Raw genomic sequence first — 20,773 nt, forward strand, 5'->3', positions numbered from 1 at the left:
CTATTTTGTATTGCTCGACGGACCGCCTCCGTCGTGGTGGCGCAGCCGTGTAAAACTTGTCCCATAGCGCTTCCTTCGAATCGTGCGATAAGGATGCACCATCAAAGCCCGGGACTAAACATTTAGTCTCTCTCACGTGTCGTCCCGGCGAAGGCCGGGACCCATACCGCGTGATCTATCGATCAACCACGATCGCAGTACCGCGGACTATCCTAACTGCTGGCCTTCGCCAAACTCCGTCCGGTGGTTATGGGTCCCGGCCTTCGCCGGGACGACACTGAGTTTGTGGCGCCGCTGTCGAGTCACTCGATCACCCGCGCCCGCAAATCGGCATCCGGCACGAAGCATGAATCGTACTTGCCGAAGATGCTATAGCGATTGCGCGCGATCAGGCTGTAGAAGGGGTCGCGCAGCAACTTCGGCACAGCGAACAGCATCCGCACCCAACCCCAGCCGGGAAGCAGCGACAGCACTGTCAGCGCCGCGTCCGATTTCATGAACGCTTCACCGCCATGGATGACGGCGTTCGTGTCAGGATCGTCAGGGTCGATGCCGAAGGTCCGCGCGAGCTTCGCGCCATACTCCGACTGGATCGGAGTGAAACGGAATCGCTTCGCTTTGTCGCGCGCCGCGACGAACCGCACCCAGCGCGAGCAGAAGATGCAGACGCCGTCGTACAGGATCACGTCGTCGTCGGGCCATCTAGCCATCAGCGATTGTCCAGCATCGACAGCGCGACCAGCATCAGCACGATCGCGGGTCCCGTCTTGACGAGTGCGCCGAGCGGCTCGATCCAGAGATCCGGCGTGAGGATCGCAGCACCAAACATATAGCCGAGCGAGGCGACGATGCCCGCAACCAAGCCAATCGCGGCCGTGCGGCGGAAGGCGATCAGCACGCCGATGCTCATGTCCATCAGGCTGGTGCCTATCGTGATGGGATCGACCAATGCGGGCGGAAAATTGTGCGCGGTCAGGATCCCGGCTGCGGCCCGGTAGGACACCAACAGGGCGATGAAACCGGACACCAGCCAGAACAGGACCAGGCTTGCGAAGATCATCGGCTTGATCAGGAACAGACGCGCAAACCATTTGTCCTGGACGGTGGCGGGATGGCGCCCGATCGTATCCATCAGCGTCCTCGGCACGAGGCCGGTGGCGGCGGTCCATGCCGAGGGATCGCCAGCTACGCCGCGGCGAAGCTCGGCGATGGCGGTGGAGCGCATCGGCGACATCCAGCCGAGCGCGCTGGCGAGATCGCCAAATCTTGCGCCGAGATCGAGCATGAAGGACGGCATTGCGACATGCGGCCATCCGGCCGTGCCGAATGCAAGGCGAAACTGCTTGACGACCTCGGCCATCGTGACCGGCTCGGATTGCATCAGGTCCCAGCTCACCGCCTTGACGGACGCATCGTCGACGTCGCGCTTGGCCAGCCAGGCGATGCTGGCCGAAATATCCTCGACGGCAACAGGCTGGAAAGGCGTTGCCATTTCCTTCGCCGGAAGATCCAGCGGGAACGCGGCGAGCGCGCGCAGCATGGCGCTGCCGCCGTAGGCTGACGGCGCAATCACGAAGCCGGGCCGCAGGATGGCGTGGGGAATGTCGGAGGCTGCAATCAGCCGCTCCGCCTCGCGCTTGGTCGTGGCAAAGGCGGTGCGATCGCCGTCCGCGGTGCCGGGAATCGAGATGTGCACCAGCCGGATCGCACGGCCGCTTGCAGCGATGGCTGAAAGCAGGCGCGCGACGAAATCGCGATGCACGGCGTGGGTGTCGCTGCCGGGGCCATCCTGGAGCACGCCAAGGCAGTTCACGACGACATCCACCGCGTGCTCGCTCAGCAGGCGTGTCAGCGCGGCGGCATCGCGCGAGAGGATCGGAAGCTCGATATCGAGCGCGCTCATCTTCTGCGCCGGCGACAGCTTTCGCGCGAGACCGACCACGCGAAAGCCTTTGGCACGCAGATCGTCAGTGACGAAGCGGCCGATCAGGCCGGAGGCGCCGAGCACCAAAATGGTTCGCTGGTTCATCGGCTCCCTCAGAACGGCTTTGCGATCATGAGCCACAGGATCGCCATCGTCGCGCCGAAGCCGGGAAAGCCGAACGCGAACCAGCGGCGAAACAGCACGAAATAGCGGCCCGGCAAGCCGGCGCGCTGATCGGCGGCCTTGCGCGCGAGATCGCGCATCGCGATCTGCATGAAAACGACGGGGATCCAGAACAACCCTGCGATGACATAGAGCGCGAGCGAGGCGAGGATCCAGTGTTCGGTGATCGAGGTAGCCGAGAGCATCAACAGCAATCCACCCGTGACCGGCTGCAGGATTACGGCCGACAGCGTGAAGATCGCATCCGCGATCACCACCACCGAGGCCGTTCGCGCGATGAAGTCGGCGTTGCCGGTGCGATGCGCCATCAGCATGAAGAAGGCGATGCCTGATCCGGTGCCGAGGATGACAATGGCACCGAGCACATGCAGATATTTGACCAGGAAATACAGCGTCATGGCTTCTTTGTCGCTGTTCGCCCGGGCAAGTTCAGCGCACGTCCGAGTTCGCGGCTTGCGGCCTTTACGCCTGCTTCGGTTTCGATCATCCAATGGCCCTCGCTGCCGACTGATGGCAGCGTGCGAACATCGTCCCTGCCGCCCCCGCTGCGAAACGCTTCCGCCAGGCTTTTCGAGAATGCCGGCGTGAAATAGCTGTCATTCGCCGCGACCAGGGAGACGACAGGAATGCGCGCCGTCTTGCCGAATTCAGCCGCGGCCGCAAGCAGCGTATGCGGCGCACAGAGCTTGTTCGGCTCGTCATTGGCGTGGCCGCCGCGGCCGGGTGCAAAGGCGATGATGCCGGAAATCTGTTCGGGATCCGCATTCGCAAGCGCCAGCGCGCCCCACCCGCCTGCCGAATGACCGATCACGACCGCGGCGTCCTTACGAATAAAATCCTGCTTTTGCAGATAGCTGAGGGCGAGCGAAATTTGCTCTGCGGTGGCGCGGCCCGCGCGGACATAATCCGCTTCGTCGCAGCCGCCCTGGTCCTCGACATAGCGACCGCCGGTCGCGCCGTGGCCGAGCCGCTCCGGCACCAGCACGGCAAAGCCGCGCGCGACGAGAAAGGCTGCCAGCGCGCGATAGTCCGGCTGCGGCATTTGCGCGCGACGCAGCACGTTCTGCGTCGAGGCATGGGCGATCACCGCAAGCCGGAACGGACCAGTGCCTGCGGGGCGAAACAGCAGCGCGCGCGCGGCGACGTCGGTATCCGGTGATGGTACGCGCCAGTCCTGACGGCGAAACGGCTCACCTTCCGCGCCCGACGGCCCGAACGTGACCTGTGCGCACACAGGCGACGCGATCAGCAGAGGCAGGAGTGCAAGGAGGTTGAACAGTCGCATGAATTGCCGGAAGCGAGCACGGACAAGGGCGGCCACACTAGTAGGAACGAATCATCTGGGGCGGACTTTCTGCGCTGCCATTGCGGTTCATTCGTTGTCGCAAAGCAGTTTTGCACCGACGCAGGGCACGCCGGTGCTGCTGGAAATGGCGTCTTGTCTTTTTTCGGCACAGCATGGTTAAAATACTGATGCAGAAAGTCCACAGGTTAACCGATAATTAACGATAGGTCTTGCCGCCGGCGCGGCGACTTGGTTTGATCGCGTTCATGAGCACAACCCTGATCGAGGTCCGGCCGGCCAAAGCTGCAGATGCAACTGCGGTGGCGTCCACCCATGACGAAGCCTGGCGCTCTGCCTATCAGGGCATCATCCCCGGCGCCGAGCTGGAGAAGCTGATCAACCGCCGCGGTCCGCAGTGGTGGGACAGCGCGATCCGCAAGGGCAGCCGCGTCAGCGTGCTCGTGTTCGGCGACAAGATCGCAGGCTATGCGAACTACGGGCGCAACCGTGCCCGCAGCCTGCATTTCGACGGCGAGATCTACGAACTCTATTTGCGGCCCGAGTTTCAGGGCCTCGGCTTCGGCCGCCGCCTGTTCGCCGCCGCCCGCCGCGACCTCATGCAGAGCAATCTGAAGAGCATGGTGGTGTGGGCGCTCTCGGACAACGATCCCGCCACTGAGTTCTACCGGGCCCTGGGCGGCCGCATGGTGGCGCGTTCCTCGGAGCGCTTCGGGCCGAAGGCGCTCGACAAGGTTGCCTTCGCTTGGACGAATTGAGATTCGGACCAATTGCGAGTCGGACGAATTCAGATTTCGACCAATTGAGCTGCTGAAAGTTTAGTCGGCGACGTTTTCCGTCCGGCGATACCGCCCGCCTTTTGCGCCGGTGATCGCCGGATTCATTATTTCACAAAAACACGATGGATCGGCGGGCCAAGCCCGCGTATGACAGCGCCAAAATCGCTGCCGGGCGAGATTTCACGCCGGCAATATTGGAGCCTTTCTAATGCGTATCGATGCGGTCTCGATCGGGAAGAACGTCCCCCACGACGTTAACGTCATCATCGAAGTCCCTGTGGGGGGCGAGCCGATCAAATACGAGATGGACAAGGAGGCCGGCACGCTTGTCGTCGACCGCTTCCTCTACACGCCGATGCGTTACCCCGGCAATTACGGCTTCATCCCGCACACGCTGTCCGACGACGGTGATCCCTGCGACGTCCTGATCATCAACACCCGCGCCATCATCCCCGGCGCCGTCATGAGCGTCCGCCCGGTCGGCGTGCTGTTCATGGAGGACGAGGCCGGCGGCGACGAGAAGATTCTGGCCGTGCCGTCCTCGAAGCTGACGCAGCGCTACGACAAGGTGAAGTCGTATTCCGACCTGCCCGACATCACGCTGCAGCAGATCCAGCACTTCTTCGAGCACTACAAGGATCTCGAGAAGGGCAAGTGGGTGAAGATCCTGCGCTGGGGCGGCCCGGAGGAGGCCGCGAAGCTGATCCTCGAAGGCATCGAGCGCGAGAAGAAAAAGAAGGGGTGAGCTTTCGACACTCGGACAAAGGTCCGCTCCCTCGCCCCGTTCTTACGGGGCCGCGACGAGCTTCGCTCGCGCTGAGAGGGTTGGGGTGAGGGGCCTCTCTCCGCGCGCTACCCTGCCGACGGACCTGTACCTCCTCACCCGGATTGCTTCGCAATCCGACCTCTCCCCGCAAGCGGGGCGAGGTTAAGAAAAGCTACACCGCCGGCTTCGGCAGGCCTGCAATCGCGCAAGCTGCGCGCAGCGTGTTCACCAGCAGGCAAGCGACCGTCATCTGGCCGACGCCGCCGGGCACCGGGGTCACCGCACCGGCAACGCCAAGCGCCTCCTGATAGGCGACATCGCCGACGAGGCGGGTCTTGCCGTCGTCCTGCGGAATGCGGTTGATGCCGACGTCGATCACGGTCGCACCCGGCTTCAGCCAGTCGCCGCGCACCATCTCGGGCCGGCCGACCGCGGCATAGACGAGGTCAGCCTGCTTCACGAGCGCGGGCAGGTCGCGGGAGCGCGAATGCGCGATCGTCACCGTGGCGTTCTCGTTCAGCAGCAATTGCACCAGGGGCCGGCCGACCAGATTGGAGCGGCCGATCACGATGGCGTTCATGCCCTCGAGCGAGGGGTGCACGCTCTTGGTCAGGATGATGCAGCCGAGCGGCGTGCAGGGCGACAGCGCCTGGAAGCCGCCGGCGAGCCGGCCGGCATTGTTCGGATGCAGGCCGTCGACATCCTTGGCGGGGTCGATGGCATTGATCACCGCTTCGGTGTCGAGGCCCTTGGGCAGCGGCAGCTGCACCAGAATGCCGTGCACGGCGGGATCGCGATTGAGCTTGGCAACGAGAGCCAGCAGATCCGCCTGCGCGACGTCCGCCGGCAGCTTGTGCTCGAACGATGCCATGCCGGCGGCCTGGGTCTGCTTGTGCTTCGAGCGGACATAGACCTCGCTGGCGGGATCATGACCGACCAGAACCACGGCGAGACCGGGCACCAGATTGTGGTCGCGCTTGACGCGGGCGACCTCGTCGGCAACGCGGGCGCGAAGGTCCGCGGCGATGACTTTTCCGTCGATGATGCTGGCCGTCATGTCAGTTCCCCAAATCCTTCGATTTGACCGATGCGATCTCGCGCAATGCCTCGACAAGCCGAGCCGAGTCACCCGCAACGGCAACCTGCTTCAGCCGCGACGTCGCTCCCGACAGCAGGCTGACGCTGGCCTTGGGCACACCAAGCGACTTCGCCAGCAGCGCCAGAACGGCGCGATTGGCCTCGCCACCATCGGCAACGGCACGCACACGCAGCTTGAGCACGCTGCGGCCGTCCGAAAGCTGCTCGACCCCGTCGATGCCGTCGCGTCCGCCTCGCGGCGTCACCCGCAACGCGATGCTGATGCCCGTCGTGGAGATGCGCCAAGGTTCGCTCAAGAGGCCATCAAGGCTCCGCCACGGTTCCGCTGGCTAAATTAGGGCACGTTCGGATAGACGTACTCGGCGAGATAGAGCTGGATCAGCCAGAGCACGAAAAAGGCGACGATCGGAGAGACATCGAGGCCGCCCATGTTGGGCAGCCTGCGCCTGATGGGCCCGAGGACAGGCTCGGTAATCCGATAGAGAAACTCCCAGACCGCGCCGACGAACTGGTTGCGGGTATTCACGACGTTGAACGCGATCAACCAGGACAGGATTGCCGACGCGATCAGCAGATAGATATACAGATTGATGATCTGGATCAGAATGAAGACTATCGGGCGCATCAGCGAAGCACTCTCTGGGCCTGTGTCATTGGGGCAGTGTTTGGGTGATCATGGCTAGATATCGGTTCCCCCCCGCCCAAACAAGGGAAGTCGGTGCCCTGATGGCTAAAACCCCCTTACTCCCGTCCTTGACTTGACCTTGGCGGGGACTTAAATGGCGCCCGGTTGTCGGCCGCGTTTACCAGAGCGGCCAGCAAAGGGGCCATAGCTCAGCTGGGAGAGCGCGTCGTTCGCAATGACGAGGTCGGCGGTTCGATCCCGCCTGGCTCCACCACGCTTGGCCCTTCGGGCTACGCGTGGCGCAGCCGCGCAGAGCCCGATGGACGAAGCGTGGTGTCCGGCGAAGCCCAAAGGGCGAAGACGGACTGTTTCCTCCCTCCGAAGCCCCTACCTCCCCGTAAACCGTGGCGGCCGCTTCTCCATGAAGCTCGCAACCCCCTCGGGGAAATCGCTCCCGTTCAGCGCCACCATCATCTCCCTGTTGGCCTCGATCGTGGCCTCGGCCAGCGTCTGGAACGGCACTTCGTAAAGCTGGCGCTTGATCACCGCCATTGCGCTCGGCGAGACGAAATCGGCGAGATCGCGCGCATAGGCGTAGGTCTCCTCGCGCAGCTTTTCTGGTGCGCAGAGCCGGTTGACCAGACCGATTCGCAGCGCCTCTTCGCTCGAAACGCGGCGTGCCGAGAGCAGGAGATCCATCGCATTGGCATGGCCGACGATGCGCGGCAGCATCCAGCTGATGCCGTGCTCGGCGATCAGGCCGCGCCGCGCGAAGGCGGTCGTGAACACGGTGTTGTCGGCGGCAAAGCGCAGGTCGCAATAGAGCGCATGGACGAGGCCGATGCCGGCGGTCGCGCCATTGAGCATGGCGATGACAGGCTTGCCGATCGACGGATAGAAACCGTAGCGCGTCTGCCAGTCCGGCCGGCGGTTCATGTCGAAGGGCGGCAGGTTCGAGGCGCGCCTGACGTCGTTGGGGTCGAGCCCCTTCAGCGCGTCCATGTCGGCGCCGGCACAAAACGCCCGGCCCGCGCCTGTCAGCACGATGACGCGGACATTGTCATCGGCGCTCGAGGTTTCCATCGCGTGGCGCACATCGCGCTCCATGACAGGCGTCCACGCATTCATGCGGTCGGGGCGATTGAGCGTGATGGTCGCGATTCTATCGCTCACCTCATAGAGAATGTGCTCATAGGCCATCGCGCTCTCCCGTTGTTCGCCGGCGCGCGTTCGTGCGCGCTCGTTAACCGCGAGACTAGCATAGTGAGGAACAGGGCGAGGGCTTGCGTGGAGGCGCGATTATTCGGCGGCTTGAGCCAGCACCGGCCGGCGCGCCAGCCAACCGTCGATGAAATGATCGAGCCAGGCACGCTCCGCGGCGTCGTAGACGGCGCGGTCCGCGAAATGATGATGCCGCTCGCGAGCGCCCGGCGCGCTGAGCCCGTCATAGCCGCGCGTGGTCCAGCAATGCATCATGGCGTAGGTCACGTCGGGATGAAACTGCACGCCGAAGGCGTTGCCGGTCCGGAACGCCTGGTTCGGGAAGTCGTCGCCTTCCGCCAGCAGTTCGGCGCCTCGCGGCAACTGAAAACCTTCCCGATGCCAGTGATAGACCTGCGCCGGCCAGTGCGGACAAAGCGCGTGGCCCGCCGCCGTCGGGCGGATCGGATAATAGCCGATCTGGGTCAGCGCCTCCCGATGCGGCGCGACGCGGGCGCCGAGTTGCATCGCCAGCATCTGTGCGCCCAAGCAAATGCCGAGAAACGGCCGCTGCTCACGGAGCGGAACTTCGATCCAGTCGATCTCGCGCCTGACGTAATCATCCGAATCATTGGCGCTCATGGGGCCGCCGAAGATCACGGCGCCCGCATGCCGGTCGAGCGTATCAGGAAGGGGATCGCCGAAGCGCGGCCTGCGAATGTCCAAGCAATGGCCGAGCGCGCGCAGCGCATTGCCAACGCGGCCCGGTGTGGAGGATTCCTGGTGCAGGACGATCAGAACCGGCAGAAGCGGTTCGGCGGCGGGCGCGCTCGGCGTCCTTCTCGGGAAGGGCACCAATTCCGCGCCACCAAACCTGTCCGTCCGAAACGACATGGCCTTTTGCGAGTGCTATCGGTTCAAGGCGCCAGCATAGCTAAGCGAAGGTTAACATCATGTGAGTTTGCGCACACACGCCCCTGAAGCAAGCTCCGGGCCAGTACGGAGCCTTTGGGGCGTTCGCTAATGTCTCTGCCGCTGGAACCGGCTGGTGGCGGACAGGATGAAGCCGCGCGGAAAGAACCGCAGCGCGAACGGCACAATCTTGATGCCGAGCCCCGGCAGCACTGCGCGTTTGTTCGCCATCAGGCCGCGATAGGCCTGCCGCGCAACGTCGGCGGCCGAGACGTTGAGGATGGCCGTATCATGCCCGGAGCCGACGCCAGCACGCCCCTGGAATTCAGTTTGCACCGGCCCCGGGCAGAGCACGGTGACGCGAACGCCGCGCGGCGCGAGTTCCGCCCGCAGCGCCTCGGTGAGCGAAATCACATAGGCCTTGGACGCGTAATACACGGCCATGCCGGGCCCCGGCAGGAAACCGGCAACGGAGCCGACATTGAGCAGGCCGCCCTTGTTCCTGACGAGCTGATCGGCAAAGCGCAGCGACAGATCGGTCAGCGCCCGGACATTGACATCGACGATGCCCACCTGCTCGTCGCGATCGCGCTCGATGGCATCGCCGAATACGCCGAAGCCGGCATTGTTGACGAGATTGTCGAGCTCGACCTGTTCGGCGGCAAGCGCGGCGGCGATTTTTTCGCCGGCGTCGGCCTGCTGGAGATCGCAGGCGATCACGATCGGCTTCCTGCCGCATTTGGAGGTGAGCTCGCTCGCGAGCGCCTCGAGCCGGTCGACACGTCGCGCTGTCAGCGCCAAACGGTGTCCGTTCGCGGCAAACACACGCGCCAGCTCCGTACCGATGCCTGCCGAGGCACCGGTGATCAACGTTACCCGCTCAGTCACGATTTCAAACTCTTGAATTGACGTTTTTTGGCCCTGGAACGGCGGAACTGGAGCATAGGCCGCGCGCGACAAGCAAGCGGCGCCCACAGCATGGCAGCTTGAGCCGATAACAGGAAGGCGGGAAAAACCGTAGATTTTCAGGGGATTCCCGAACCGGGACGTGCGGACCCCACATTAAAATTTCGTCATGTGGTCCGCACGTCAGGCGACCACGGCGCGGCCAATGGCTCAGCCGCCGACGGCGCTGTCCTTGACCTCGCCAGCGCGCTCCGCAACCGCGTGCTTGAGATCGATACGGTCGCGCTGGGAAATTCCGAGCAGGTCGGAGGCACGCCAGACGACGTTGTCCTCGAATTCGGTGACCTGGCCATCGGCATAGACCAGCTCCCACATCATCTGAACGATGCGTTTGCGACCCGCTTCGTCGAGCGAGCGCATGATCACGCTGGTGAAGTGATAGAGGTCGACCGCCTCGCCCTCGACCTCCGTCGCGTCTGCGATCAGCCGATCGGCGGTGCCCCGATCGAGCTTGAAATGGCTTTCGATCAGGCTGTGCAGCTTGCGCTGCTCGGCCTGCGTCGGCTGGCCGTCCAGCGACACCACGTGGACCAGCAGAGCGGTTGCCGCCAGTCGGTAATCGCTTTCGCCGAATGCACGGTCCTCGGCATGGGGAGCAACAATGTCGGCAATGAATTGGCGCAGGCCGTCGAGCATAAGGGTCCTACCGAAATCGATGACGCCGCGAGGGAAGCACGCGGCTACCAGCATTATATGAGCGGGAAACCCAACCGGCGCAACGTGCGTCAGTTCCGCGCGCTGCATTACGTTTCGGCAATCTGGTCTCTCCGTCATGGCCGGGCTGCCTCCACAGCGTCATTGCGAGTGCAGCGAAGCAATCCAGGCTGCCACCGAGGAGGGATTCTGGATTGCTTCGCTGCGCTCGCAATGACGGAGAGCGTGGCGGCCACCGATCGACCCATCACGGTATCTCGTACACCACCATCTTGTCGGCGATGCCGCGCAGCGCCGCCTGCTTCTGGATCGGCTTGATCTCGCGCCGCTGCAGGATCTCGGCCACCGCCGGCGCATCCAGAACTGGACCGGTGATGTGGATCTCCTGCGCGGTCGACAGGCTCTGCACGCGTGCAGCGATGTTGACGGTCTGGCCGAAATAATCCTGCCGCTCGTTCAGCATCACGGCGAGACACGGGCCTTCGTGGATGCCGATCTTGAGAACGAGATCATTGGCGCCGCGCTGCTTGTTGAGCTCATCCATGGCCGCGCGCATGCGCAGCCCCGCGCTGATCGCATGTTCGGGCCTGACGAAGGTCGCCATCACCGCATCGCCAATCGTCTTGACGACGGCGCCCTTCTCGGCGGCGATGATCTCGAGCAGCGCTCGGAAGTGCGCGCGCACCAGATCAAAGGCGCTGAGGTCGCCGACCCGCTCGTAGAGCGCGGTCGAGCCCTTCAGGTCGGTGAACAGGAACGTCAGCGAGGTGATCTTCAACCGCTGATCGACATTGAGGTTGTCGGCCTTGAAGACGTCGCGGAAAGTCTGGTTCGACAGCATCCTCTTGGCGGTCAGGATCGGCTTGCGCTTGCCGATCATCTCGTGCAGCGCGTCAGCGGCAATCCAGACCGAGGGCAGCACGCGACCGCCCGATTGGTTCTCGAGTGTCAGTCGCAACGGCCCGGGGCGCACCACGGTGGTCCCGGTCGGCGCCTCCAGCTTGTTGAACATGATCGAAAGCTGCTGGCGCTCGCTGGTCGGCTCGCCCTGAACGTCCAGGAAATGGGCGGAATGGGTGACCGGCTCGAACACGATGATGAACTGGCTGGGCAGGTTCAGTGAGAGGATGGCCTTTTCGCCGGCAGGCAATTCCAGCGCTTCGAGCGTCACCTCGTTGATCAGGCGCGAGAAGGCCTCTTCGTTGATGTCGACGCCGGAGCTCCAGAACATCTGCCGCACATATTCCCAGATCGGCAGCGTGTCGGGATCGTGGGCGCCGATGCGGCGGACCCGCGGACTGACGGTAAAGGCGACCTCGACCATCTCATCGACGGATGCTTCGTATCCCGCGGCACAAAGCGCGCAATTGTAGTCTTCGTGCTTCAACGATTTCAGCGTCGCATGTGCGCCCAAAACCCCGCCGCAGCCGGGACACAGCACGTTCCAGCTCATGTCGAACAGGCCGAGCCGCGAGGCATGCAGGAATCCGGAAATGACCTTTTCCTGATCGAGCCCGGTGCGATCGGCAAAATCCAGCGCGTTGACACGATTGAGATCGCGATCGTGGCCCTTGGCGATCAGTTCGGCAATGGCCTCGACGACGGCAGGATCGGCCGTCTGCTTGAGAACGGAGAACTGGGCCTGGATGTCGCTCATGGCGTAACTCTATCTCTGCTGGATCACGCCGTCGGCCAGGCGATCGCCTGTCACCGACGCGTGATGCTGAACAAGGGTGAGCGATCCGGCTGGGTCGTGACGACACCATGCGGGATCACCGGATTTCTGTCGGCCAGCTCGACGCGGAACGCGCCGATCAAACGGGCCAGCGCCAGCACGGATTCGGCCTGTGCAAACGGCGCGCCAATGCAGACGCGGGGACCGGCGCCGAACGGCAAATAGGCGAAGCGGTCGGGCGGCTCTTTCGACATGAAGCGTTTGGGAATGAAGGCGTTCGGCTGATCCCACAGCTTCTCGTGCCGGTGCAGCAGCCAGGGCGCGATCATGATGATGTCGCCCTTGCTGACCGCAGCTCCGGCCACGTTGTCCTTGTCGCGCGCCGCCCGCGCGATCAGGAACGCCGGCGGATAGAGCCGCATGGTCTCGTCGATCACGGCCCGGGTGAATTTCTGCCGGTCGATATCGGCGATGCTGTCGAGATGCTCGCCACGCGTCTCGGAGGCAACCTCCTCTTGCGTGTCGGGATCGAGCGCAAGCAGATAGAGCGCCCAGAACAGCGCGGTGGCGGTGGTCTCATGACCCGCCAGGATCATGGTCGCGACCTCGTCGACGAGCTGGGCGTCGGAAAAGCCCTTGCCGGTGTCGGGGTCGCGCGCCTCATCCATGAGATCGAACAGATCGCGCGGCGGGGCGCCGTCCTTCTTGCCCGCCGCGCGACGCTCGGCGATCAGCATCGCGACGAATTCGGTCCAGCGCGTGCGGAAGCGGGCACGGGCCCGGTCCATAGGCGTCGGCCACGACACCGGCAGCACCATGTCGAGGAAATAGGCCCGGCCGAGCCGTTCGCCATATTCCATGACGAAGTTGCGCAAGGTCGGGCCGTGCCGGTCCATGCCGAACGAGAACATCGTGCGGCCGGCAATCTCCAGCGTCATGCGCTGCATGATCTCGCGCAGGTCGACCGGCTCGTTGGTGCGCGCATCCAGCTTCGCGATGGTCTCGTCGAGCACCGCCGTCATGTGCGGAACGAGGTTGGCGGTGGCGCGCGGCGTAAAGGCCGGCGACAGCGTGCGCCGTTGAAAGGTCCAGGCGTGGCCTTCGGCGAGCAGCAGACCCTCACCCAGCACCGGGCGCAGCATGCGGATGCCGGCCGGCGTCCGTGTGTAGTTCTCGTAATTGCTGAGCAGGACGTGCCGGATCGCGTCGGGCCGGTTCAGGATGAAACTCTTGTGCAGGAAGAAGCGGCCCTGGATGATCTCCTCCTCATAGGCGCGCTGCCCCCAGGTCGCGATCATGTTCTGCCTGATCACGGCAAGCCGGCCGAAGAACGACAGATTGTCCGGCGCGCGCGGCGGGGTCGGGGGGATGATGGGCCGCCGCACGCTGGCGATGTTCATGGCTCTCTCCCGCAGATCGCGTCGCAGTCAAGGCCTGCGCGCAGGTCAATAGCTAGTAAGTCAGTTCGGCAATCGCAATCCTGTTCTCGGAGGCCGGCCAGACGCGCGCCACAATTCGTTCTTCGTTGAACTGGGCCACGACGTTACGCCCGACGTCGCTGGCCGGAAGGCGCAGGGTCGCTGTCGCATCGGTGGGCACGCCCGAATGGACGTCGGCAGGCTCCTGGCCGTCGAACAGGACGGTGTCGCGCGGCAGGCCGAAATAGCCGCGCGGGCGCGACATGATCACCACCGCGCCGGCATCGTTGTCAGCCGGCATGAACGGGCGCGCGGCGCGCAGATGCACGACGTCGGAGGAGCGCGGAAAAGGCGAACGATAGAAGTGCGTGATCGGCGCGTCCGGCGCGGTCAGGACGATTTCGAGCGGCGAAGTGGGATCGACCTCGGCTGGCCCCCAGCGGCCGTCGGCGCCCGTGGTGAAGCGGCACACGACATCGCCCCTGCGCTCACCGCTCTCGCGGTCGACGTGATGGACCTCCACCACTGCCCCCGCCACCGGACGGTTGGTCGGCACCCCGTCCACTGCGCCGGTGACCAAGCCGCCGAGGCGGACGCTCCGCTCCGGCGTGATCGCGATGCGCGCGGGCTCGCGGCCGGCGATGAACTTGTAGATCTCGCGGAACGCACGCGGGTGATACGCGGTCTCGCGATGATCGATCGTGCCGAGCACGAGATTGGTCGCGCCCTTCAGCTCCGGTCCCTCGAAGGTGACATTGGTCGGCACGCCGGGCTTGCCCATGAAGCGGCCATCGGGCTGCGCATATTTGTCCATGCCGTCGCTGCGCAGGGTGAGGAAAGCCGTGCCCGGCGTCACCTCGCTGTCGCCGTCGTTCAAGCCGCGCAGGAAAGGACCGCGCCCGTTGAACTCGCTGCCGAGCAGATCGTCGAGCGCAAACACGCCGTGATTGGGCGTGCCGCACAGGACCGCGTGACTGACATCAGCGCCGCCGCCGTTCTTGATGACGTTGCGAATGGAATTGCCGCCGCGCGAATTGCCGACCAGCGCCACGCGCGCCGCACCGGTGTGGCGCTTCAGGTCCGCGATGGCGGCGGCAAGCTCGCGCCGCTGCTCCTCGGTCGAGGAGCGGTTGGCCTGCTCGACCGTGTCGTCGGTGCGCGCCGTGGGATTGGTGAAATTGATCGCCATCATGCGGCCGCGCGCGATGCCGTTGGATTCCATCCGCCACAGCGTCGTCATCCAAAGCGCGTCGTAGTCGCCATTGCCGTGGACGAACAGGATCGGCGGAGCCTCGGAGCCCTTGTCCGTGCTCTGGGCTGCCGGCTGCGTTTGCGCCAGCGCCTCGATCCGGAAGTTCGCGGCTGCGAAAGCGAGGCCACCCGCACCTTGCAGGATCGTCCGTCGTGACAGCGTCATCTGTTCCTCCCCGGTAAAACCCGCCTCTTTGCACCGCTTATAGCGGCCTAACCACTGGACAGCGAAGGACTTTCGCAGGCATCACTGAAGATGCCGGAATCATTCAAGCCAGTTCTGCCAGACAAGTTGGAAGAGGATATGACCGAGCAGACCAAGCGCCAGAGACGTTCCGCCGACGGCATCACGGCGCCCCTGCGGTACACCGTATTCCGGCGCATCTGGCTCGCCAGCCTGCTCTCCAATCTCGGCCTCCTGATCCAGGGCGTGGGCGCGGCCTGGGCGATGACGCAGATGGCGGCCTCGGCGGACAAGGTGGCGCTGGTGCAGACCGCCCTGATGCTGCCGATCATGCTGATCTCGATGCCCGCGGGCGCCATCGCCGACATGTACGACCGGCGCATCGTGACGCTGGTCGCACTGATCATCGCGCTGACCGGCGCGTCCGCGCTCACGATCCTCGCCGGGCTCCAGCTGATCGCCCCGGAATCGCTGCTCGCCTTCTGCTTCGTCGTCGGCAGCGGCAATGCGCTGTTCGGACCGGCCTGGCAGTCGTCCGTCAGCGAGCAGGTGCCGCCGGACGCACTGCCGTCGGCGGTGGCGCTGAACGGCATCAGCTACAACATCGCGCGGAGCTTCGGCCCCGCGGTCGGCGGCGTCATCGTCGCCGCCGCCGGCGCGGTGGCTGCATTCGCCTGCAACGCGATCCTCTATCTGCCGCTGCTGGTGGTGCTGCTGCTCTGGCGCCGCTCGGTCGAGCCGTCGCGCCTGCCGCGGGAGAAGCTCAATCGCGCCATGGTCTCGGGCTTCCGCTACATCACCAATTCGCCGCCGATCAAGATCGTGCTGCTGCGGACGCTGGTGATGGGCTTGATCGGCGGCGCCGTGATGGCGCTGATGCCGCTGGTCGCGCGCGACCTCCTGCATGGCGGCGCACAGACCTACGGCATCATGCTCGGCGCCTTCGGCATGGGCGCGGTGGTCGGCGCGCTCAACATTCACGAGCTGCGCAAGCGCATGAGCGGCGAGGCCGCGATCCGCGCCTGCACGATCTCGATGGCGTTCGCGATGGCGGCGCTGGCGCTCTCGAGCGAACCGGTGCTGACCGCGACCGCGCTGGTGCTGGCCGGCGCGGTGTGGATGGCCGCCGTCGCACTGTTCAACATCGGCGTGCAGCTGTCGGCGCCGCGCTGGGTCGCCGGCCGCTCGCTTGCCGCATTCCAGGCCTCGATATCGGGCGGCATCGCCATCGGCGCCTGGGGCTGGGGCCATCTCACCGACTATGCCGGCGTCGAGGTCGCGCTGCTCACGGCCGCCGGCCTGATGCTGGTCTCGCCGCTGCTGGGACTCTGGCTTGCGATGCCGCGGGTCGGCGCCCGCAACGAGGATGCCGACGTGCTGGCCGACCCCGAGGTGAAGCTGTCGCTGACGGGCCGCAGCGGACCGCTGGTGGTCGAGATCGAATATCGCGTGGCCCAGGAGAATGCGCGCGCCTTCCACAATGTGATGCAGGACGTGCAGCTCTCCCGGCAGCGCAACGGCGCCTATGGCTGGTCGATCGCGCGCGACATTGCCGATCCGGAATTGTGGACCGAGCGCTATCACTGCCCGACCTGGTTCGACTATTTGCGCCAGCGCAACCGGTCGACCCAGTCCGAACGCGCGCTGCATCAGCAGGCGATCGATTTCCATGTCGGCCCCGAGCCGGTGCGGATCCGCCGCATGCTGGAGCGGCCGTTCGGCTCGGTGCGCTGGAAGGATGAGACGCCGGACCGCGCCGGCGCCGATGTGCTTCCTGTGGTCGCGACCGCGGCGGGCAGCAGCACGTAACTCCGCCGTCTCCCGACGAAGAGAGTTACTGCCCGTGCTCGGTCAGCACCTTGTCGCAGGCCTTGCTGAGGCGAGCGCGGTGCTCCTTCAGGCAGGCGAGCACGGCACCGTCGCCGTTGTTCATCACGGCGCGGCAGAAGCGCGTGACGTCGCGCGCGCAGGCATCGTGGCCGGGCTGCTGCGCGGACGCGCCCGATGCGCACAGAACCAACGAAACAATGCAAAGAAATCTGGTCATCGCGTGGAATGCCTCATACCCGAAAGATGTGCGGGCGAAGCTAGTGCGACGATCCCCAGGCCGCAACGGCTTTTGTTGACAGTCTGCCTCGTGTCGCCGTGAGCCCCGGCCTGACGCCGGGGCACATCACGCGGGAGCTTTGCAGCACACTCTTACTGGCCGTCCTGGACGTCAGCGACCTTGCGGGAGGCGCCCTTGGCGAGGTCCTTGTCCATCACCGCGCGGCAGCCGGCGCTCAGATCCGTGCGATGCTTCATCATGCACGCCGTGATCTTCGGGATGTTGGGGATTTCCGAGGAGCACAGGCGGAAGGCATCGCCGGTGCACATCTGCTGCGCTTCGGCCGAGAAGGCGAAGCTCGATGTGGTGGAGATGATCGAGACCAGGGCGGCAAAGCCCAGAGCCAGGCTGGTGTCGCGGAGTTTGGCAGAGAAGAACTTGTCAGAGCAGAACTTGGTCATTTTGAAGCTCCCATTGGCACCGCCGTAAGCGGAGCCCGTTGTTGATGGGAGCGACCATGCTCCAGGAAAGTCGTTTCCACTGTGATGACCGTCACGGGCAACGCACCCTCTGTGACATCGGTCACTTTGGCGCACCCCTCTGAAATTCCTCCGCGTCCGCTGTCGTGTTGGTGTCACGTTAACTGTTCCTTCGCATTAATGGCTCGTCGCGCGGGCAATTCCGCTGGTTTGGTTGCGTATTTGGAAAGAGTAGCGATGCGTAATGCGTTGGGCCTGATGCTGGCCAGTGTCCTTGCGGCGGTCGTGATCGCCGGAGGTTGGTACTTTTATTCCTCACGCGCCGACCAGGGCGCCCCCAAGACAACAGCTGCCCGTGCCGCCGATCCTCTGCCGGCCCAGGCCAAGCTCGCCGCCAGGGATGACGTCGAGACCACCGCGGCGATCGCCGGCAAACCCGTCGCTGCTGCCGCCGCTCCGGCCCCGGCGCCCGCACCGGCCCCGGTTCAGCAAACCACGAGCTGCACCAATCCGAACGCATTGGGCGTCTCGCGGGTGGTCGAAATCGACACCACCGGCGGTCCCGGCTTCGGCTTCGAGCAGTACAAGCAGTTTGACTTCCTCGCGGACAAGGAGGTCGTGCTGACCTTCGACGACAGTCCCTGGCCGCACAACACGCCGGCCGTGCTGAAGGCCCTCGCCGACGAATGCACCAAGGGTCTGTTCTTCTCGGTCGGAAAGCACGCCACCTGGCATCCGGAGATCCTGCGCCAGGTTCTCGCACAGGGCCACACCGTGGGCACGCACACCTGGTCGCACGTCAATCTCGCCGGCAAGAAGATGACGGAGCAGCAGGCCAAGGACGAAATCGAGAAGGGCTTCAGCGCGGTGAAATGGGCGCTCGGCACCAATCCGTCGCCGTTCTTCCGCTTCCCGCAGCTGTCGCAGAGCCCGGCGCTGGTGAGCTATCTCGGCACCCGCAACCTCGGAATCTTCTCGACCGACATCGACTCCTTCGATTTCCGCAAGGAGAACACGCCGGACAAGATCGTCAGCAACGTGATGACCAAGCTCGACAAGCTCGGCAAGGGCATCATCCTGATGCACGACTTCCAGAAGCGCACCGGCGAAGCACTGCCGACGCTGCTCGCCCGTCTCAAGGCCGGCGGCTACAAGGTCGTGCAGATCAAGGCCAAGACCACGTTCGATTCGCTGCCCGAATACGACGACGCCATCCTCAAGGAGTTGAAGGTGCCGGCGGCCGGTGCAACGAACGGACGCCCGGTCTCCAGCGTGGTGCAGACGGTCTCGCAGCGCTGAACGCGTCTTTCTCGGAAAGCATGATGGCCGGGCTCAGCCCGGCCATTTTTGTTTTGAGATCTGGCGCGTCGCTTACCAATAAATGCCGTGACGATGCAGCTCGGCGATGATGCGGCCTTCGGTCCACTTCTTGTGCCGGGGCTTGTCGGCCTTCGCCGTCTTCGGTGAATGTTTGGTCGCGGCAGGCGCGGACGTGGTCGGGGTTGCCGCGGCCGGCGCCGTGGTCGAAACCGCCGGCGGCCGATCGACATATGTCGGCGCGTCAGCGACAGGCGCGACTTCGCTCGTTTGAGTCATTGGAGTTGTCGGCGCGGCCGCTGGCGCAGCCTGTTCATTGGCCGTGGCCTGCGAGAGGCTGCGCGCACCGCCGGCCTGTGCAGAGGCCGAGACGAGAACCATGGCGGCAACCAGAATGATCTTGCGCATGTGAAATCTCCCCGTGTTTGCGAGAGGGGGAGAGTAGGGGGATGCCGCACAAGGTGATGTGATGGAAATCACGCTCGCGCTCGTTTCCGATTTCAGCAACACCCGCAGCGACGCAAGCCTGACGTACGCGGGTCGGGTCGTGACGGTCGGATGCTTGAGGTGCGGGTCCCGGAAGAAGGGGCCACACCATAGCTAACGATTTAGATTATCTTTGGATTTTGCGCGCGATTTTGAGACCGTCAGCCTCATCGAGCGGGCGTCTATTGCCGGATGTCTCTTGTGCTGGAGCGCGCCAGCGGCGGCATCATGAATATAATATGGTGAGATCGGCGCCGTTCGCCGAGTGAGGTAGACTTATGTCAGGGCAATGGATCGGCAACTTCAGCGGCACAAACAAGGGACGCGCGCTCGTTGAGCTCGACGACAGGGGCGATCACTTGGAAGGGCGCGCATATGCTTTTTCCGATGATCCGCAGCTGCCCTCGCTAGTGGCATGGGTGCGTACACCAAATAAGAACGACAGGTTTGATTTAGATCTGATTGTTCAGCCGATCGTCAACGGCCGCATGGAAGACTGGGATCAGATCAAGGGCAACTTCCCGAACGTCACGCTCAGTCCACACCTGAAGACAAGTTGGGACTTTAGTGGAGACGACCTTAAGCTTGTTTGGACAACTCCCATCGGCACAAACGGAAGCGCCCAACTGTTACGGCTGCCGGCGTCGGACCCAAGCAGTCGAGCTCCTATCGCCGACGTCAAAAGTTGGCCTCAATTCCGAGAGTTTGCGGCTTCGCTGGAACCGCGTCGGTTCGTTTTCCGGGGTCAGCAGAGCAGCAAATGGAAGCTCGTGACCGCGTTCCACCGGCACGGCCGATACGATTTAATGAGGTTCGTGCAGGACGACATTCCTCAACTGCATGGGCATTTAACCGGCCTGACCGCTCATCGCTTCTACATCGAGAATGATGTCGAGAATGCAGCTTTTCATAGCCTTGCTCAACATCACGGATATCCGACCCCCCTGCTGGACTGGACACATTCTCCCTACATTGCAGCCTTCTTTGCTTTTCGAGGTGTTCGAAAAGCGGATCAGAGCGCTGAAAAATTTGCTCGCGTATTCGTTTTTGATCTGCAGGAATGGCAAAATGATCACACGCGAGTTCAGATGTTGACACTGACGCCTCCACACCTGACTTTTCTGAAAGCGCTTGCACTGAACAATCCCCGGATGATCCCTCAGCAGGCGCTATCGTCCATCACAAATCTGAATGACATAGAGCACTTCGTGGATTGGGAAGAACGACAGCGAAGCAAGACCTATCTGCGCGTCATCGACTTGCCGACAACCGAGAGAAGTCAGGTCATGCAAGAGCTTGCAATGATGGGCATCACAGCCGGATCGCTATTTCCGGGACTTGATGGCGCATGCGAGCAAATGAAGGAACAGAATTTCGAACTATAGTTCAGCCGAGCAAGCGCGGGACTACGGCGGAATGAGCGGGGGCGGCCGATTTACGCTTAACGACGGCAAACCAGCGACTTCATGTTTGGCGCGGCGGCCAAGAGTCTTTGAGCGGAAGTGA

General features: G+C 63.9%; 22 protein-coding genes and 1 tRNA gene. 6 read left to right on the forward strand and 17 right to left on the reverse strand.

The genetic code is table 11. The features are described 5' to 3' along the window. Window positions 1-302 precede the first annotated feature (302 nt). From G8O24_RS36215 to G8O24_RS36230, 4 genes are read right to left on the reverse strand one after another with little or no spacing between them, the layout of a single operon-like run. Window positions 303-710, reverse strand: a complete 408-nt coding sequence (locus tag G8O24_RS36215; RefSeq protein ID WP_188107309.1) for a thiol-disulfide oxidoreductase DCC family protein — start codon at window positions 708-710, stop codon at window positions 303-305. Beyond that, a complete protein-coding gene (locus tag G8O24_RS36220) occupies window positions 710-2,029 on the reverse strand; it encodes an SDR family oxidoreductase (RefSeq protein WP_188107310.1) in 1,320 nt (439 codons plus the stop codon). Before G8O24_RS36220 ends, G8O24_RS36215 begins: the two co-directional genes overlap by 1 nt. 8 nt (window positions 2,030-2,037) lie before the next feature. Beyond that, window positions 2,038-2,505, reverse strand: a complete 468-nt coding sequence (locus G8O24_RS36225; RefSeq protein ID WP_188107311.1) for a DUF2269 family protein — start codon at window positions 2,503-2,505, stop codon at window positions 2,038-2,040. Then, complete coding sequence (locus tag G8O24_RS36230; RefSeq protein WP_188107312.1) at window positions 2,502-3,392, reverse strand: dienelactone hydrolase family protein; 891 nt, start codon at window positions 3,390-3,392, stop codon at window positions 2,502-2,504. The genes G8O24_RS36225 and G8O24_RS36230 overlap by 4 nt, the downstream gene beginning before the upstream one ends. A 266-nt stretch (window positions 3,393-3,658) precedes the next feature. Here G8O24_RS36230 and G8O24_RS36235 point away from each other — a divergent pair, with 266 nt between their 5' ends. After that, window positions 3,659-4,168: a GNAT family N-acetyltransferase gene (locus G8O24_RS36235; protein WP_128949012.1), complete on the forward strand. Its 510-nt coding sequence runs from the start codon at window positions 3,659-3,661 to the stop codon at window positions 4,166-4,168. Window positions 4,169-4,397: 229 nt separating this feature from the next. Further along, on the forward strand, window positions 4,398-4,934 hold the full coding sequence (ppa, locus tag G8O24_RS36240; protein ID WP_188107313.1) for an inorganic diphosphatase: 537 nt from the start codon (window positions 4,398-4,400) through the stop codon (window positions 4,932-4,934). 193 nt (window positions 4,935-5,127) lie between these two features. Here the strand turns inward: ppa and folD are convergent, their stop codons facing one another. Genes folD through G8O24_RS36255 form a run of 3 tightly spaced genes read right to left on the reverse strand, consistent with a single transcriptional unit; the run spans window position 5,128 to window position 6,678 of the window. Continuing rightward, window positions 5,128-6,012, reverse strand: coding sequence for a bifunctional methylenetetrahydrofolate dehydrogenase/methenyltetrahydrofolate cyclohydrolase FolD (gene folD / locus G8O24_RS36245; RefSeq protein WP_188107314.1), 885 nt, complete (start codon window positions 6,010-6,012; stop codon window positions 5,128-5,130). A 1-nt stretch (window position 6,013) separates the two neighbouring features. After that, window positions 6,014-6,349 carry a DUF167 domain-containing protein gene (locus G8O24_RS36250; RefSeq protein WP_188107315.1) on the reverse strand — a complete coding sequence of 112 codons (336 nt, stop codon included), beginning with the start codon at window positions 6,347-6,349 and terminating at the stop codon, window positions 6,014-6,016. Window positions 6,350-6,387: 38 nt separating this feature from the next. After that, window positions 6,388-6,678, reverse strand: a complete 291-nt coding sequence (locus G8O24_RS36255; protein ID WP_188107316.1) for a YggT family protein — start codon at window positions 6,676-6,678, stop codon at window positions 6,388-6,390. A 198-nt stretch (window positions 6,679-6,876) separates the two neighbouring features. On the opposite strand from G8O24_RS36255, the gene G8O24_RS36260 reads away from it, so the two are divergent. Next, a tRNA-Ala gene (locus tag G8O24_RS36260) sits at window positions 6,877-6,952 on the forward strand. Window positions 6,953-7,065: 113 nt separating this feature from the next. Here the strand turns inward: G8O24_RS36260 and G8O24_RS36265 are convergent. The 7 genes from G8O24_RS36265 to G8O24_RS36295 all read right to left on the reverse strand — a co-directional run bounded on the left by G8O24_RS36265 (window position 7,066) and on the right by G8O24_RS36295 (window position 14,920). Further along, entirely contained in the window at window positions 7,066-7,878 is an 813-nt protein-coding gene (locus G8O24_RS36265; RefSeq protein ID WP_188107317.1) for an enoyl-CoA hydratase, read from the reverse strand. 99 nt (window positions 7,879-7,977) lie between these two features. Beyond that, a complete protein-coding gene (locus G8O24_RS36270; protein WP_188107318.1) occupies window positions 7,978-8,772 on the reverse strand; it encodes a glutamine amidotransferase in 795 nt (264 codons plus the stop codon). A 126-nt stretch (window positions 8,773-8,898) separates the two neighbouring features. Beyond that, entirely contained in the window at window positions 8,899-9,678 is a 780-nt protein-coding gene (locus G8O24_RS36275; RefSeq protein ID WP_188107319.1) for an SDR family NAD(P)-dependent oxidoreductase, read from the reverse strand. Between the two features lie 228 nt (window positions 9,679-9,906). Continuing rightward, window positions 9,907-10,392, reverse strand: a complete 486-nt coding sequence (locus G8O24_RS36280) for a tellurite resistance TerB family protein (RefSeq protein WP_188107320.1) — start codon at window positions 10,390-10,392, stop codon at window positions 9,907-9,909. Between the two features lie 265 nt (window positions 10,393-10,657). Beyond that, window positions 10,658-12,067, reverse strand: a complete 1,410-nt coding sequence (locus G8O24_RS36285; protein ID WP_188107321.1) for an adenylate/guanylate cyclase domain-containing protein — start codon at window positions 12,065-12,067, stop codon at window positions 10,658-10,660. A 50-nt stretch (window positions 12,068-12,117) separates the two neighbouring features. Continuing rightward, window positions 12,118-13,485 (reverse strand): cytochrome P450, encoded by a 1,368-nt coding sequence (locus tag G8O24_RS36290; RefSeq protein WP_188107322.1) that lies wholly within the window; start codon window positions 13,483-13,485, stop codon window positions 12,118-12,120. A 52-nt stretch (window positions 13,486-13,537) separates the two neighbouring features. Next, window positions 13,538-14,920: a hydrolase gene (locus G8O24_RS36295; RefSeq protein WP_188107323.1), complete on the reverse strand. Its 1,383-nt coding sequence runs from the start codon at window positions 14,918-14,920 to the stop codon at window positions 13,538-13,540. A gap of 138 nt (window positions 14,921-15,058) precedes the next feature. On the opposite strand from G8O24_RS36295, the gene G8O24_RS36300 reads away from it, so the two are divergent. Then, the gene (locus tag G8O24_RS36300; RefSeq protein WP_188107324.1) at window positions 15,059-16,747 is read left to right on the forward strand and encodes an MFS transporter; all 1,689 of its coding nucleotides are present in this window, start codon (window positions 15,059-15,061) and stop codon (window positions 16,745-16,747) included. A gap of 25 nt (window positions 16,748-16,772) precedes the next feature. Here G8O24_RS36300 and G8O24_RS36305 read toward each other — a convergent pair whose 3' ends face one another. Together G8O24_RS36305 and G8O24_RS36310 are read right to left on the reverse strand one after the other, a co-directional pair. Then, window positions 16,773-16,985 carry a cysteine rich repeat-containing protein gene (locus tag G8O24_RS36305; protein WP_188107325.1) on the reverse strand — a complete coding sequence of 71 codons (213 nt, stop codon included), beginning with the start codon at window positions 16,983-16,985 and terminating at the stop codon, window positions 16,773-16,775. Between the two features lie 152 nt (window positions 16,986-17,137). After that, on the reverse strand, window positions 17,138-17,446 hold the full coding sequence (locus G8O24_RS36310) for a hypothetical protein (RefSeq protein ID WP_188107326.1): 309 nt from the start codon (window positions 17,444-17,446) through the stop codon (window positions 17,138-17,140). A gap of 255 nt (window positions 17,447-17,701) precedes the next feature. Here G8O24_RS36310 and G8O24_RS36315 point away from each other — a divergent pair, with 255 nt between their 5' ends. Next, window positions 17,702-18,763 carry a polysaccharide deacetylase family protein gene (locus tag G8O24_RS36315; RefSeq protein ID WP_188107327.1) on the forward strand — a complete coding sequence of 354 codons (1,062 nt, stop codon included), beginning with the start codon at window positions 17,702-17,704 and terminating at the stop codon, window positions 18,761-18,763. A 72-nt stretch (window positions 18,764-18,835) separates the two neighbouring features. On the opposite strand, the gene G8O24_RS36320 is transcribed toward G8O24_RS36315, so the two are convergent. Further along, window positions 18,836-19,189 (reverse strand): hypothetical protein, encoded by a 354-nt coding sequence (locus G8O24_RS36320; RefSeq protein ID WP_188107328.1) that lies wholly within the window; start codon window positions 19,187-19,189, stop codon window positions 18,836-18,838. Window positions 19,190-19,545: 356 nt separating this feature from the next. On the opposite strand from G8O24_RS36320, the gene G8O24_RS36325 reads away from it, so the two are divergent. Continuing rightward, window positions 19,546-20,652: an FRG domain-containing protein gene (locus G8O24_RS36325; RefSeq protein ID WP_188107329.1), complete on the forward strand. Its 1,107-nt coding sequence runs from the start codon at window positions 19,546-19,548 to the stop codon at window positions 20,650-20,652. Window positions 20,653-20,773 lie beyond the last annotated feature (121 nt).

This window comes from Bradyrhizobium campsiandrae, from assembly GCF_014529705.1.
Lineage (GTDB): Bacteria > Pseudomonadota > Alphaproteobacteria > Rhizobiales > Xanthobacteraceae > Bradyrhizobium > Bradyrhizobium campsiandrae.